The organism is Streptomyces sp. CB03238 (assembly GCF_002099185.1).
Lineage (GTDB): Bacteria > Actinomycetota > Actinomycetes > Streptomycetales > Streptomycetaceae > Streptomyces.
Map to the genome: position 1 here is coordinate 189,660 of NZ_NBCN01000001.1, position 14,406 is coordinate 204,065.

Annotated in this window: 11 protein-coding genes; 4 read left to right on the top strand and 7 right to left on the bottom strand. The window is 71.4% G+C overall.

The window, feature by feature from the left end:
• Positions 1 to 57 precede the first annotated feature (57 nt).
• The 3 genes from BKD26_RS00900 to BKD26_RS00910 all read left to right on the top strand — a co-directional run bounded on the left by BKD26_RS00900 (position 58) and on the right by BKD26_RS00910 (position 3,773).
• Positions 58 to 747, top strand: a complete 690-nt coding sequence (locus tag BKD26_RS00900; RefSeq protein WP_084894673.1) for a response regulator transcription factor — start codon at positions 58 to 60, stop codon at positions 745 to 747.
• Complete coding sequence (locus BKD26_RS00905) at positions 744 to 2,132, top strand: HAMP domain-containing sensor histidine kinase (protein WP_084894675.1); 1,389 nt, start codon at positions 744 to 746, stop codon at positions 2,130 to 2,132. The genes BKD26_RS00900 and BKD26_RS00905 overlap by 4 nt, the downstream gene beginning before the upstream one ends.
• Positions 2,133 to 2,261: 129 nt before the next feature.
• The gene (locus BKD26_RS00910) at positions 2,262 to 3,773 is read left to right on the top strand and encodes a cellulose binding domain-containing protein (RefSeq protein ID WP_084894677.1); all 1,512 of its coding nucleotides are present in this window, start codon (positions 2,262 to 2,264) and stop codon (positions 3,771 to 3,773) included.
• A gap of 86 nt (positions 3,774 to 3,859) precedes the next feature.
• Here BKD26_RS00910 and BKD26_RS00915 read toward each other — a convergent pair whose 3' ends face one another.
• The 7 genes from BKD26_RS00915 to BKD26_RS00945 all read right to left on the bottom strand — a co-directional run bounded on the left by BKD26_RS00915 (position 3,860) and on the right by BKD26_RS00945 (position 12,102).
• Positions 3,860 to 4,678 carry a carbohydrate ABC transporter permease gene (locus tag BKD26_RS00915; RefSeq protein ID WP_241518464.1) on the bottom strand — a complete coding sequence of 273 codons (819 nt, stop codon included), beginning with the start codon at positions 4,676 to 4,678 and terminating at the stop codon, positions 3,860 to 3,862.
• A complete protein-coding gene (locus BKD26_RS00920; protein ID WP_084895302.1) occupies positions 4,675 to 5,637 on the bottom strand; it encodes a sugar ABC transporter permease in 963 nt (320 codons plus the stop codon). Before BKD26_RS00920 ends, BKD26_RS00915 begins: the two co-directional genes overlap by 4 nt.
• A gap of 5 nt (positions 5,638 to 5,642) precedes the next feature.
• Positions 5,643 to 6,935, bottom strand: coding sequence for an extracellular solute-binding protein (locus BKD26_RS00925; RefSeq protein WP_084894680.1), 1,293 nt, complete (start codon positions 6,933 to 6,935; stop codon positions 5,643 to 5,645).
• 83 nt (positions 6,936 to 7,018) lie between these two features.
• Positions 7,019 to 8,485: a GH1 family beta-glucosidase gene (locus BKD26_RS00930; RefSeq protein ID WP_084894682.1), complete on the bottom strand. Its 1,467-nt coding sequence runs from the start codon at positions 8,483 to 8,485 to the stop codon at positions 7,019 to 7,021.
• 74 nt (positions 8,486 to 8,559) lie between these two features.
• Positions 8,560 to 9,408, bottom strand: coding sequence for a carbohydrate ABC transporter permease (locus BKD26_RS00935; RefSeq protein WP_084894684.1), 849 nt, complete (start codon positions 9,406 to 9,408; stop codon positions 8,560 to 8,562).
• Entirely contained in the window at positions 9,405 to 10,466 is a 1,062-nt protein-coding gene (locus BKD26_RS00940; RefSeq protein ID WP_084894686.1) for a sugar ABC transporter permease, read from the bottom strand. Before BKD26_RS00940 ends, BKD26_RS00935 begins: the two co-directional genes overlap by 4 nt.
• A 283-nt stretch (positions 10,467 to 10,749) precedes the next feature.
• Positions 10,750 to 12,102: an ABC transporter substrate-binding protein gene (locus BKD26_RS00945; RefSeq protein WP_084894688.1), complete on the bottom strand. Its 1,353-nt coding sequence runs from the start codon at positions 12,100 to 12,102 to the stop codon at positions 10,750 to 10,752.
• Between the two features lie 388 nt (positions 12,103 to 12,490).
• Between BKD26_RS00945 and BKD26_RS00950 the strand changes: the two genes are divergently transcribed.
• Positions 12,491 to 13,519 (top strand): LacI family DNA-binding transcriptional regulator, encoded by a 1,029-nt coding sequence (locus tag BKD26_RS00950; protein ID WP_084894690.1) that lies wholly within the window; start codon positions 12,491 to 12,493, stop codon positions 13,517 to 13,519.
• Positions 13,520 to 14,406 lie beyond the last annotated feature (887 nt).

A 14,406-nucleotide genomic window follows, 5' to 3' on the forward strand; every position in this document is an offset into this window, starting at 1 on the left:
ACCCCAGACGTCAACACCGGTCCCCCTCATTGCGCCGTATGGCGTACGGTGCCGCCCATGGCAAGTGTGCTCGTGGTCGAGGACGACCAGTTCGTGCGCTCCGCCCTCATCCGGCACCTGACCGAGGCCTCCCACACCGTACGGAGCGTCGGCACGGCCCTGGAGGCGCTGCGCGAGGTCGCCCATTTCCGCTTCGACGTCGTCATCCTGGACCTCGGACTGCCCGACCTGGACGGGTCCGAGGCGCTGAAGATGCTGCGCGGCATCACCGACGTACCCGTGATCATCGCCACCGCGCGGGACGACGAGGCCGAGATCGTACGGCTCCTCAACGACGGCGCCGACGACTACCTCACCAAGCCGTTCTCCGTCGAGCACCTGTCCGCGCGGATGGCCGCCGTGCTGCGCCGCTCCCGCGCGGCCGCCGGTGAGGCGCCGCCCAGCAGCGTCCTCCAGGTCGGCGGCCTGACCGTCGACCCGCTGCGGCGCCAGGCGGAACTCGACGGGGTGCGCCTCGACCTGACGCGGCGCGAGTTCGACCTGCTGGCGTTCCTCGCCGGCCGGCCGGGCGTGGTCGTCCCGCGCAAGGAACTGCTCGCCGAGGTGTGGCAGCAGTCGTACGGGGACGACCAGACCATCGACGTCCACCTCTCGTGGCTCCGCCGCAAACTGGGCGAAACCGCCGCCAAACCCCGCTACCTGCACACCCTGCGGGGCGTCGGAGTGAAGCTGGAGCCGCCGCAGTGAGATGGGCGCTCGTCAAGGTGGCGCTGGCCGTCACGGTGATGGTCGTGGTCGCGTTCGCCGTACCCCTCGGGCTCGTCATCAAGGAGATGGCCCGCGACCGGGCCTTCACCAACGCCGAACGGCAGGCCGCGGCCATCGGCACCTCCCTGTCCATCACCACCGACCGCGCCCAGCTCGACCGGGCCGTCGCCTCCACCCAGGCGGGCGCCGCCGGGCACCTGGCCGTGCACATCCCGGCCTCCGCGGAAGCCGCACCCATGGAGATCGGCACGGGCCGCGCCACCGGGGAGGACCTCGCCACCGTGCAGCGCGTCCCGCGCGCCTCGACCACCGAGGTCCCCGGCGGCTACGCCCTGCTCCAGCCGACCGCCATCAGCACCGGCCAGATCGCGATCGTCGAGGTGTACGTCCCCGAGGGCGAGGTCTCCAACGGCCTGGCCACCGCCTGGCTGATCCTCGCCGGAGTCGGCGTCGCCCTGGTCGTCGGCTCCGTCGCCGTCGCTGACCGGCTCGGCGTGCGCATGGTGCAGCCCGCCCAGCGGCTCGCGCACGCCGCCCACGAACTGGGCGAGGGCAAACTCGGCGCCCGCGTACCCGAGGACGGGCCCACCGAACTCAAGTCCGCCGCCGTCGCGTTCAACTCCATGGCCGACCAGGTCGTCCAGCTCCTCGCCAACGAACGGGAACTCGCCGCCGACCTCTCCCACCGGCTGCGTACACCCCTGACCGTGCTGCGCCTCAACGCCGCCTCCCTCGGCGACGGGCCGGCCGCCGACCAGACGCGGGCGGCGGTCGAGCAGCTGGAACGGGAGGTCGACACCATCATCCGTACGGCCAGGGAGGCCAAACCGCAGACCCAGGCGACCGGCCCGGGCGCCGGGTGCGACGCCTCCGAAGTCGTACGGGAACGGATGGGCTTCTGGTCCGCGCTCGCCGAGGACGAGGGCCGCAAGGTGCGCCTCGCGGGCGTCGACCGGCCCGTACGCATCCCCGTCGCCCGCCCCGAGCTGGTCGCCGCACTGGACGCGCTGCTCGGCAACGTCTTCCGCCACACCCCGGAAGGCACCGCCTTCTCGGTCGACGTCCACAACGGCGACGACGCCGTCATCATCCTCGTCTCGGACGCCGGGCCCGGTATCGCCGACCCGGAGGCCGCCCTCGCGCGCGGCAACAGCGGGGCGCGGGACGGCTCGACGGGCCTCGGGCTGGACATCGTGCGGCGGGTCGCGGAGTCGACGGGCGGGGACGTACGCATCGGGCGCTCGGTCCTCGGCGGTACGGAGGTCCGCGTCTGGATCGGGCTGGACGCGCGGCGCGGCCCGGCGGAGGGACGCGGGCGGGGGCGCGGGCACCGGGTACGGCGCCGGCGGCGCACCCATCATTAATCGGCTCCCATGGCTTCCTTAAGCCGAGCCTAAGATCCGCAACCGCCGCCCAATAGTGGCCATTTGTCCGTTTCAGGCTCGCTAGCGTGCTGCCGCACCACCAACCCCCCACACAGAGGCAGGCACGCGATGAGCACCACAGGCAGGGCCGCGCACCGGCGCAGGACGAGCGGCAGGAGCAAGGCGATCGGCGCGGTCATGGCGGCCGCGGTGACCGGCGGCGCGGCGTTCGCGTTCACCGGCACCGCGCAGGCGGCCGCCGTGGGCGCCGTCTACACCAAGACCAGCTCCTGGGACGGCGGTTACACCGGCCAGTACGTCATCACCAACGAGACGGACAAGGCCCAGACCGACTGGACGCTCGAATTCGACCTGCCCGCCGGCACGAAGATCGGCTCCCTGTGGAACGGTGACCACACCGTGAACGGGCAGCACGTCACCGTGAAGCCCGCGAGCTGGAACAAGGAGCTCGCACCCGGCGCCTCCGTCACGGTCGGCTTCGTCACCAGCGCGGCGAGGAAGGCCGGCGACCCTGCCACGTGCCTGATCAACGACGTGACCTGCTCGGCCGACGCCGGCGCGACGCCGCAGCCCAGCGGCCGACCCACCGAGCAGCCCAAGCCGACACCCACCCCGACGGCGACCACCAAACCCACGCCGACCCCGACCGCCCCTACTCCGACCGCCTCTGCTCCGACCGCCGCGAAGCCGACCCCCACCCCCACGCCCACCCCCACGCAGGGCTCCGGCGGCGCACGATTCGCCCCGTACGTCGACACCTCGCTCCACCCGGCGTACGACCTGCTCGACACCGCCGCCAAGACGGGCGTGAAGGAGTTCACCCTCGCCTTCATCACCTCCGGCGGCTCCTGCGCCCCCCTGTGGGGCGGAGTCACCGACCTGGCGAGCGACAAGGTCGCCGCCCGGATAGGCGCCCTGCGCGCCAAGGGCGGTGACGTGCGCGTGTCGTTCGGCGGCGCGGCCGGCCACGAACTGGCCCTCAACTGCGCCACGGCCGACGACCTCGCCACGGCGTACGGCAAGGTCGTCGACCAGTACAAGCTCACCAAGGTCGACTTCGACATCGAGGGCGCGGCCCTGCCCGACACCGCCGCCAACACCCGCCGCGCCCAGGCCATCGCCCAGCTCCAGAAGTCCCACCCGGGCCTGGACGTCTCCTTCACCCTGCCCGTCATGCCGGAGGGCCTGACGCAGCCGGGCGTGGACCTGCTCGCGGACGCGAAGAAGACCGGCGTGAAGACCGGCGCCGTCAACATCATGGCGATGGACTACGGCCCGGCGTACAACGGTGACATGGGCCAGTACGCCATCCAGGCCGCGACCGCCACCCAGGCGCAGGTCAAGGGCGTGCTCGGGCTGTCGGACGCGGCCGCGTGGAAGACCGTCGCCGTCACCCCGATGATCGGCGTCAACGACGTCACCACCGAGATCTTCACGGTCGACGACGCCACGCAGCTCGTCGACTTCGCGAAGTCCAAGGGCCTGGGAGGGCTGTCCATGTGGTCCTCGACCCGCGACAAGCAGTGCGCCGCCGGCGCCGTGAACCACGCGGACGCCACGTGCAGCTCGATCCTCCAGCAGCCGCTGGCCTTCACCAAGGCGTTCGCCTCGTACACGTAGCCAAGCCCCCAACCGACCACCTGACGAGCGCTCCGGCCGGGCCCGCCCCCCACCCGGCCGGAGCGCACCCCTCCCCGTTCCCGTACTCAGCCCTTCACCGCGCCCTGCATGATGCCGCCGACGATCTGCCGGCCGAACACCACGAAGACCAGCAACAGCGGCAGCGTGCCCAGCAGGGCACCCGCCATGATGACCGACTGGTCGGGGACGTAGCCACGGCCGAGGCTCGTCAGGGCGACCTGGACCGTCGGGTTGCTCTGGGTGAGGGCGATGATCGGCCAGAAGAAGTCGTTCCAGGACATCACGAACGTCAGCATGGCCAGCACCGCCATCGCCGGCCGGGCGGCCGGGAAGACGACGTGCCACACCACCCTGAGCCCGCTCGCGCCGTCCACACGGGCAGCCTCGACCAGCTCCGTGGGCAGCGCCCGCAGCAGGTACTGGCGCATGAAGAACACCCCGAAGCCGCTCACCAGGGCCGGCAGGACGACGGACTGGAGCCGGTCCGTCCACGACAACTCGGCGACCAGCATGAACAGCGGGACCACACTGAGCTGCGGCGGCACCATCATCGTGCCGATCACCAGCAGCAGCAGCGCGTTCTTGAAGCGGAAGCGCAGCTTGGCGAAGGCGAAACCGGCGAGCGTCGAGAACAGGACCGTGCCCGCCGCGACCGTGCTCGCCACGACCGTCGTATTGAGCAGCGCCAGGCCCATGTCGGCGTCGGTCCAGGCGATGCGCAGGTTGCCGAGCAGGTCGCCGCCGAACCAGAAGGGCGGCGGCGTCCTCGCGAGGCGGCCATTGGTGCCGGACGCCGCGATCGCCGTCCACACCAGCGGGAACAGCGACAGCACGGCGAAGACGATCAGCACGGCGTACGTCACCAGGCCTGCGCGAGCCTTCACCCCGTCCTCCTTCGGTACGCGCCCACCAGCGCCACGGCCGCCCCGAGGAGCACCAGGATCAGGAACATCGCCCACGCGATCGCCGAGGCGCGCCCCAGGTGGAGGTTCACCCAGCCCTGCTCGTACAGATACAGCCCCAGCGTCTGGAACTGGTGCTCCGAACCGCCGGTCGCCCCCGCGCTGCCGTTGAACAGCAGCGGCTCGCCGAACAGCTGCGTCGCGCCGATCGTCGACACCACGCACGTGAACAGGATCGTCGGCCGCAGCGACGGCACCGTCACGTGCACGAACTGCCGCCACCACGAGGCGCCGTCCAGCGCCGCCGACTCGTACAGCTCGTCGGGGACGGCCTGCATCGCGGCGAGGTAGATCAGCGCGTTGTAGCCCGTCCACCGCCAGATGACGATCGTCGACACCGCGACCTGCGAGGTCCACGTGCCGTTCTGCCAGTCGACCGGATCGACGCCCACCAGACCCAGCGCCCAGTTCACCACCCCGTAGTCCCGGCCGAAGAGGAGCACGAACACGAGCGTCGCGGCGGCGACGGACGTGGCGTACGGGGTGAGGGCGACGACCCGGAAGAACATCGAGCCGCGCAGCCGGTGGTGGAGCAGATGCGCGATGCCCAGCGCCATCACCAACTGCGGGACCGTGGACAGGAGCCCGATGGTGACCGTGTTCCTCAGGGCGTTCCAGAAGAACTCGTCGACCAGCAGGCGGGAGAAATTGCGCAGCCCCACCCACTCCATGTCCGTGGGCGCGGTCAGCTCCACCCGGTGCAGCGACGCCCAGCCGGTGTAGAGGAGCGGGAAGAGCCCGAACGCGGCGAAGAAGGCGAAGAACGGCGCGAGGTACGCGTACGGGCTCCACCGCACCGTCCACCGGTGCCTACGGCCCCGCCACGCGATGCGCTCCGTGCGCGGCTCCGGCAGGGCAGTGGTCGTCGTGTCGCTCACCATCGCGGTCACAGGTCCAGTGCGTTGTCGATGGTCCTGACCGCCGCGTCCCAGCCGTCCTCGGGCCGCCGGCCCTTCTGGTCGACCTGGAGCATGCCGACGTCGGCCAGGTTCTGGGCGATGACCAGGTCCTTCGGGCCGAGGATCGTCACCGGGACGCCCTGGGCGGCACGGGTGTAGATCCGGCCGATCGGGGCGTCACCGAAATACGGGTGCCGGGCCCCGGCCACCGCCGGGAGGGCGTGCGTGGCGGACGCGCTCGGGAAGCTGCCGCGCCGCTGGAACAGCTTCGCCTGCTGCGCGGGCGCCGTCAGCCACGCCGCCAGCCGCACCGCCTCCGCCCGGTGCCTGCCGGACTTCGGTACGACGAGGAAGGAGCCGCCCCAGTTGCTCGGCCTGGGCGCGGCCGCCACGTCCCACTTGTCCTCGCCCGCCGGGCCCGCCTTGTCCTCGATGTAGCCGAGCATCCAGGCGGGGCAGGAAACGGTGGCGAAGGTGCCGTTCGCGTACGCCTGGTCCCACGCGGGCGTGAACTGCTGGAGCCGGGCCGTCAGGCCCTCCGTCGCGAACGAGGCCGCGATGTCCCACGCCTCCCGCACGGCCGGGTTCGTCTTGTAGACGACGGTGCCGTCCTCGTCGTAGAACCGGCGCGCGCTGCCGCCCGTGACGGCCGACAGGACCCCGGACGCCGAGTCCACGAAGGAGGTGCCCGCCGGGGCCCGGTCCCGGTACCGCTTGCCCGCCTCCAGGTACTTGCGCCAGTCGCCCGCCCACAGCCGGCTCACCGCCTCCCGGTCGGTGGGCAGACCGGCCCTGGCGAACAGGTCCTTGCGGTAGCAGATGCCCTGCGGCCCGATGTCGGTGCCGAGCCCGACCGTACGGCCGTCCCCGGTGGTCGCCTGCGCCCACTTCCACGGCAGGAAGTCCTCCCGTCGCACGCCTTCCGCCGCGCCCAGGTCCTCGAGCTTGTCCGCCTGGGTGGCGGTGACCTCCGCGATGTTGATGGCCTCGACGGCCTGGATGTCGGCGAGGCCACTGTCGCTGACGAGGTGGGTGAGGAGCTGCGGGTAGTAGTTCTCGTTGCGCTGGATGGACGTCTGCTCGATGACGACGTCCTTGTTCAGCCGCATGTACTCGTCGTACAGACCGGCCTCCTCGTACCCGAACGACCCGAAGAGGCCCACGGTGAGGGTGGTGCGGCCGGCGTTCCCGTTGCCGGCGCAGCCGGCGGCCGGCAGGGCACCGAGCGCCACGACGGCCGCGAGCATCAGGGCCCTTTTTCGGAGGGTAGGTGCGCGCATGAGCCGATTCTGTACGCAAACGGCGGCGCGACGCACCGAGGCCCCGGCGGTTTCGCGCCGGGGCCGTGATGAGAAGAGCAGCGTCAGACGGCGTCAGAGACCGCGTCAGAGACCGCGTCGATCGCCTGCAGTTCCCCGGACCGCGCCACGCGCGCGTACCAGTGGGCCGTCGACTTCGGCGTACGCCGCTGTGTCTGGTAGTCGACGTGCACCGCGCCGAACCGCTTGGCGTAGCCGTACGCCCATTCGAAGTTGTCCAGCAGCGACCACAGGAAGTAGCCCCGTACGTCCGCCCCGTCCTCGATCGCCCGGTGCACCGCCTCCAGATGGCCGTGCACGTACGCCAGGCGCCGCGGGTCGTGGACCGAACCGTCGGCGGCGACCTCGTCCTCGAACGCCGCGCCGTTCTCGGTGATCAGCAACGGCAGGCCCGGGTGCTCACCGGCCACCCGCAGCAGCAGGTCGTACAGGCCCGTCGGGTCCACCGCCCAGCCCATCGCGGTCCGCTCACCGGGCGGCTGGTGGAAGGCGACGTCCTCCGAGCCCGGCCAGGGCGAGTACGCGCTCGCGCCGTGGCCGTCGTTGCGCGGGGCCTCGGCGCCCTCGTGCGACGCCGCCACCACGGTGGGCGTGTAGTAGTTGATGCCCAGGGTGTCCAGGAGCTGGTTGATGTCGGTGAGGTCACCCGGACGGACGAAGGACCAGTCCGTGAGGTGGGCGGTGTCCCTCAGCAGGTCCTCCGGATAGGCCCCGTTCAGCATGGGCCCGAGCCAGATCCGGTTGCCGACCGCGTCGATCCTGCGCACCGCGTCCACGTCCTCGGGCGCCGACGTGAGCGGCCGCAGCTCGTGCAGGTTGAGCGAGACGGACATCTGGGCGCGCGGCGGCAGCGCGGCACGCAACGCCTGGATCGCCAGCCCGTGCCCCAGGTTCAGGTGGTGCGCGGCGCGCAGGGCGGCCACCGGGTCGGTGCGCCCCGGGGCGTGCACGCCGGAGCCGTACCCGAGGAACGCCGTGCACCACGGCTCGTTGAGCGTCGTCCAGCGCCCGACACGGTCACCGAGCGCACCGGCGACGAGCCCCGCGTACTCGGCGAACCGCTCGGCGGTCGCGCGGTGCGGCCAGCCGCCCGCGTCCTCCAGCTCCTGTGGCAGGTCCCAGTGGTACAGCGTCAGGACCGGCTCGATGCCGTGCGCGAGCAGGTCGTCCACCAGCCGGCGGTAGAAATCCAGGCCCTTCTGGACGGCCGGACCGCGCCCGGTCGGCTGCACGCGCGACCACGACACCGAGAAGCGGTACGCGGTCAGGCCCAGGTCCGCCATGAGCCGTACGTCCTCATGGAACCGGTGGTAGTGGTCGACCGCCACATCCCCCGTATGGCCCTCGAAGACCTTCCCGGGCGTACGGGCGAAGGTGTCCCAGATGGACGGGGTACGGCCGTCCTCGGCCGCCGCCCCCTCGATCTGGTACGCGGCGGTGGCCGCGCCCCACAGGAAACCGGGCGGAAACCGGCGGGTTGCCGTGAGCGGCAAGGAATCGGACGCAGTCATTCGGGAGCGCTCCCAACGCAGAAGAGGGGTGCAGGGATGTTCGGTTCAGTACGTACGGAATCGGCCGGGCGCGGTCAGTTCTTGACCGCGCCCGAGGTGATCCCACCCACGATGTGCTTGCCGAGCAGCGCGAAGACCAGCAGCAGCGGCACGGTGGAGAGCAACGCGCCGGTCAGCACGATCGCCTGGTTGATGGTGTGATTCCCCGAGCCGAGACCGGCCAGCGCCACCTGAAGGGTCGGATTGCCGTCCGGCGTCAGCGCGATGAACGGCCAGAAGAAGTCGTTCCAGGCCTGGACGAAGACGAGCATGCCCAGCACGGCCATGGCGGGCCGGGCGACGGGGAACACGACGTGCCAGATGATGCGCAGGCTGTGCGCACCGTCCACCCGCGCCGCCTCCACCAGCTCCACGGGCAGCGCCTCCAGCAGGTACTGCCGCATGAAGAACACGCCGAAGGCCGCCACCAGGGACGGAAGGACGACGGACTGGAGCTGGTCCACCCACCCCAGGTCGGTGATGATCCGGTACAGCGGGATGACGCTGAGCTGCGGCGGAATCGTCATCGTCGCCACCACCAGCGCGAGCAGCGCGTTGCGGCCCCGGAACGGCAGCTTGGCGAAGGCGAACCCGGCGAGCGTGGAGAACACGACGGTCGACGCCGCCACCAGACCCGCCACGACCGTGGTGTTGACCAGCGCCTCACCCATGTCCACCTGGTTCCAGGCGAAGGTGAGGTTGTCGAGCAGGTGCGGCCCCGGCAGCAGCGGCGCCGGCGCCTCGACCACCCGCTCACCGGTGTGCGAGGCGGCGACGAGGTTCCAGTACAGCGGAAAGAGCGACACCAGGGCCGCCAGGCCCAGCAGGACGTACGTCAGCGGGCCCGCGTGGTGCTGGCGCCCCGCCGTCTGCGTGATCTTCACGTGGTGGTCCCCCCGGTCTTCCTGGTCTCCCCGGTCTTCCTGGTCTCCCCGGTCTCCCTGTTCAGGCGGGCGACGAGCAGCCGGGCCGCGCCGATCAGCAGCAGGATCAGCAGCATCACCCAGGCGATCGCGGACGCCTGCCCCAGCGCCCCGGTGATCCAGCCCTTCTCGTACATCAGCAGGCTCAGCGTCTGGAACTGGTTGCCGCTGCCACCACTGACCCCGAGGCTCCCGCCGTACAGCATCGGCTCACCGAACAACTGGGTGGCGCCGATCGTCGAGACCACGATCGTGAACAGGATCGTGGGACGGATGGACGGGATGGTCACGCTGATGAACTGCCGCCAGCGCGACGCCCCGTCGAGCGACGCGGCCTCGTACAGGTCCTGGGGGACGGCCTGCATCGCGGCGAGGTAGATCAGCGCGTTGTAACCGGTCCACCGCCAGATGACGATGACCGAAATCGCGATCTGCGCCGGCCACTTGGACGACTCCCAGTCGACCGGATCGAACCCCACCCACCCGAGCGCGGTGTTGATCAGCCCGTAGTCGCTGTTGAACAGCTGGGCGAAGACGAGCGTCGCGGCGGCGATCGACGTGGCGTACGGAGCGAGCACCGCGACCCGGAAGAACCCCCGGCCGCGCAGCTTGTAGTTGAGCAGGTGGGCCAGGCCCAGCGCCATCAGCAGCTGCGGGACGGTGGAGATGACACCGATGGTGAACGTGTTCGCCAGCGCGTTCCAGAAGAAGTCGCTGTCCCACAGGCCCGTGTAGTTGTCGAAGCCGCGCCACTGCGCCTCCCCGCCCAGCTCCACCCGGTGCAGCGAGAGCCAGCCCGTGTAGACCAGCGGGAAGAGCCCGAAGGTCGCGAAGCAGAGGAAGAAGGGCGACACGAAGGCGTACGGGGTCGCCTTCAGGTCCCAGCGGTAGAGCCGACTGCGCCAGCCGCCGCCACCGCCTGCGTGTCGTGCCGGTGCGGGAGGCGAGGGCTCGGGCTCGGGCTCGGGCGGATCGGGCGGCGACGTGCCGTCGGCCGCCGCACTGACGGAGGTGGCCACGAGGGCGTCCTTCCAGGTGGGTGCGTGGGTGCGTTGCGTTCGTTCCTGCGGTGGGTGCGGTGCCTGTCGTGCGGAGCGGGCTGCCGGGGCGCGTTGTCGGCGGGAGGCCGCGGGGCGCGGCAGCGGTGGTGACCCGAGGCCCTGTGGCGTACTGCGGACAGGGCAGGCGCGGCTTGCCCACGGCCCGCGACCTCTGCGAGGCACGACCACGGGCCCCTGGGCCGGGCAGGGCGCCGGGCCGGCCGCCCGGCGGGGGAGCGCCGGGCGGCCGGGCGCGGGGGCGTTACTGATCGATCTTGTCGTCGATCAGCTTCTTGACGTTCTCCCAGGCGGCGTCCGGCGTGGTCCCGCGTTGCTCGATGTCGAGGATGCCGTTGTCGGTGATGAAGGTCTTCACCTGGCCGTCGTAACGGCTGACCGGCGCGGGCGTGATGCCGGCCGCGGCCTCCGAGTAGATCTTCCCGACGGGTGTGTCACCGAAGTACGGGATCTTGGCGTTCTGCACCGTCGCCGAGGCGAGCGTGTCCTTGGTGGACGGGATGTTGCCGTTGACCCCGAACACCTTGGCGTGCTGCTCCGGAGCCGTCAGCCACGCGGCCAGCTTGGCGGCCTCCTCGGCGTGCTTGCCCGCCTTCGGTACGGCGAGGAAGGAACCGCCCCAGTTGCCCGCGACCGGCGGGGTGGCGATGTCCCACTTGCCCTTGTTGTTGGGACCCGCCTGGTCCTTGATGATGCCGGTCATCCAGCTGGGGCAGGCGACGGTCGCGAACTTCGAGTTCTTGAACCCGGCGTTCCAGGTGCCCTTCTCGTCGAACTGCCGCAGTTTCGCCGTGATCCCGGCCTGCGCCGCCTCGACGGCCAGGTCCCAGGCCTTGCGCACACCGGGGCTGTTCTCGTAGTCGAGCTCACCCTTCTCGTTGGCGTACTGCTGCGGCTGGCTGGAGAGCACGGCGTTGAACAGGCCGCTGGCGGAGTCGTGGAAGGCGGTGCCGGCCGGGGCGTTCTTCTGGTACGTCTTGCCGGTGATGACGAACTTCGCCCAGTCGCCCGCCCACAGCTTGGCGACCTGCGTGCGGTCGGTGGGCAGCTTGGCCTTGGCGAAGAGGTCCTTGTTGTAGCAGATGGCCATCGGGCCGATGTCGGTGCCGAGGCCGATGACCGCGCCGTCGGCCGTCGTCGCCTGCTTGACCTTCCAGTCCAGGAAGGCGGAGGTGTCCGCGCCGCCGGTCTTCGACAGGTCCACCCACTTGCTCGCCATCGCGGGGCCGATGGCCTCGGCGATGTAACCGACCTCGATGGCCTGGATGTCGGCGAGACCGCTGTTGCGGGAGAGGCGCAGCTTCAGTGTGTCCCAGTACTTCTGGCCGTCGGCGACGTTCGACTCGACGATCTTGATGTGCGGGTTGAGCTTCTCGTACTCGGCGTAGAGCTTGGCGCCGTTCTTGTTGTCGTATCCGAAGGAACCGAAGGTCCCGATGCGCAGGGTTATCTTCTCGTCGCCGGTGGTCCCGCCGGATCCGCTGTCGTCGCTGCTGCAGCCGGTCAACAGGACCGCGCCGGCCGTGAGCGCCGAGAGCGCCGCGACGGCCGCGGATGCGGGGCGGCGGCGTCCGCGCGTACTGCTGGAAGTGCGCATTCCACTCTCCTCGTCCAGGTGGTGCTGGTGTGCGCGCATAGGAGGTCCGGGTCGGCTTTCAGCGGCTCGGCGGCGGCCGTATCGGACAGCGGTGCGGGGCGGTGGGAGCGCTCCCACACCGCCATGCCCGGAAGGTTGCTGCCTGGCGGGGGTGGGTGTCAAGGCATGGGTGAAAAATCGCCGGTGCCGGGCGGGCGGGCGCCGGCCCCGGAAGCCCGTCAGTGGCGGCGGGCGGCGCTTTCGTCTACGGTGGGAGCGCTCCCACATCCGGTTCTTGGAACCGGTACTCCCGCTGGCCCCGGTGCAGGGGGCACCCTCTAGGTTGACGACAGTCACTACCTCGCTGCCTCATTGCGGGGTTCGACGTTCGACGTTCGATGGGAGACCGATGGCGGTGAGCGGACGGCAGACCGGCAGGCCCACGCTGGAGGAGGTCGCGGCCCGGGCGGGGGTCGGGCGCGGCACCGTGTCCCGGGTGATCAACGGCTCGCCGCGGGTCAGCGACCGGGCGAAGGAGGCGGTCGGCCAGGCCATCGCCGAGCTGGGGTACGTCCCCAACCGCGCCGCCCGCGCCCTGGCCGGCGCCCGCACGGACGCCATCGCCCTGGTGATACCCGAGACCGAGGCCCGCCTGTTCGCCGAGCCGTACTTCCTCGACATCATCCGGGGCGTCAGCGCCGAACTCGCGGACGCGGACATGCAGCTGCTGCTCACCCTGATCCGGTCCAGCAAGGAGCGGCAGCGGTTCGAGCAGTACCTGTCGGCCCAGCGGGTGGACGGCGTCCTGCTCGTCTCCATCCACGGGGACGACCCGCTGCCCGACCTCGCGCGCGAACTGGGCCTGCCCGCCGTGCTCAACGGCCGCCGGTCCGCCGACGAACCCGGCGCCTACGTCGACTCCGACAACGTGGGCGCCGGCCGCTCGGCCGTCGACCACCTCACGGGCCGCGGCCGCCGCCGGATCGCGACCATCACGGGACCGCTCGACATGTACGTGGCGCGCTGCCGCCTGGACGGTTACCGCCAGGGCATCGAAGCGGCGGGCCTCCCGGCCGACGAGCGGCTGGTCGCCGCCGCCGACTTCACCGAGGAGGGCGGCCGTCGCGCCATGCGCGAGCTGCTGGACCGCTGCCCCGACGTGGACGGTGTCTTCGCCGCCTCGGACGTCATGGCGGCGGGCGCCCGGAGCGTGCTTCGCGAGGCGGGCCGGCGCGTCCCCGACGACGTGGCGCTCATCGGCGTCGACGACTCGGCGGTGGCCCGCCTCATGGACCCGCCGTTGACGAGCGTGCGCCAGCCGATCGAGGAGATGGGCCGCCGCATGGCCCGCATACTGCTCCAGGAAATCACCGGCACGGGACCGGAACCCTCCCAGGTCATCCTGCCCACGGAACTGGTGGTCCGCGACTCGACGTAACGGCCGCTCCGCCCCGGCCACCCGCGGGCCCGGCGGCTGAACGCCCGTGTCACGGCGACCGTGTGAGTGGGTGGGCCTTGGCCCTGAGGGTGGGCGTGCTGTTCTTGGCGGTGGAGTGGGTGGGCCTCGGCCCTCGGGGTGGGCGTGCTGGTCATGGTGGGCGGGTGGGCCTCGGCCCTCGGGGTGGGCGTGCTGGTCATGGTGGGCGTGTGGGCCGCCCTCTCTCCGAGTGTGGCGGGCTCCGGCGCCCCCTCAAGGGCGCTTCGCGTCGGCTTCGCCGATGGGCTTCGCCCACCCTTGACCGGCCGCCTCCGCCCGCCTTTTCCCACTCGGAGGGCGGCCCGGGGGGATGGGTCCTCGGGGGGCGCACGTGGCCGGTGCCGTTCGTGGCCGGGTGGCGGGTGCCGGAGGGGGCGCGGCAGTGGAATGGGGCGGTGGCGGCTGGGCTAAGCGGCTGCGGCTCGTCTTTCGGCTGAGGCACAGGACCTCGCTTCGGTGGGTGGTGGGTGCGCCCCAGTGGCATGGGGCGCACGGGCTCGGTCCGGCGGCTGCGGGGTGGGTGCGGGGTGGGGGTTCCGGCGGGTGGCTGGGGTGGGGTGGTGGCTGGGCCCGGGTGTCGCCCTGGCAGAGGCGCCCGGCCACCGGTGGGCGGGGCGAAGGCGTGGGTGCGGCAGGTGGCCGGCCGCAGGATGCCCGTGCCTGCTGTCTCACGGGCCCGGTTGGGCCGCGCCTGCCGTGCAGGGAGGTCTCACCCGTCTTCTTGGTCACGCCAGCGCCGGGTTCGGGGTGTTGTGTGCGGTGTGGGACACCTTCTCGCCGTGGTGTGCGGGCTGTGGGTGTCCGATCCCGCCCACGACTCCGGCAGGGCGATACGGCTGGGACTGGAG

Excerpts from the sequence above, each read along its gene's own strand:
- BKD26_RS00925 (WP_084894680.1), bottom strand. The coding sequence starts at position 6,935 with ATGCGCGCACCTACCCTCCGAAAAAGGGCCCTGATGCTCGCGGCCGTC.
- BKD26_RS00910 (WP_084894677.1), top strand. The coding sequence starts at position 2,262 with ATGAGCACCACAGGCAGGGCCGCGCACCGGCGCAGGACGAGCGGCAGG.
- BKD26_RS00920 (WP_084895302.1), bottom strand. The coding sequence starts at position 5,637 with ATGGTGAGCGACACGACGACCACTGCCCTGCCGGAGCCGCGCACGGAG.
- BKD26_RS00900 (WP_084894673.1), top strand. The coding sequence starts at position 58 with ATGGCAAGTGTGCTCGTGGTCGAGGACGACCAGTTCGTGCGCTCCGCC.
- BKD26_RS00950 (WP_084894690.1), top strand. The coding sequence starts at position 12,491 with ATGGCGGTGAGCGGACGGCAGACCGGCAGGCCCACGCTGGAGGAGGTC.
- BKD26_RS00945 (WP_084894688.1), bottom strand. The coding sequence starts at position 12,102 with ATGCGCACTTCCAGCAGTACGCGCGGACGCCGCCGCCCCGCATCCGCG.
- BKD26_RS00930 (WP_084894682.1), bottom strand. The coding sequence starts at position 8,485 with ATGACTGCGTCCGATTCCTTGCCGCTCACGGCAACCCGCCGGTTTCCG.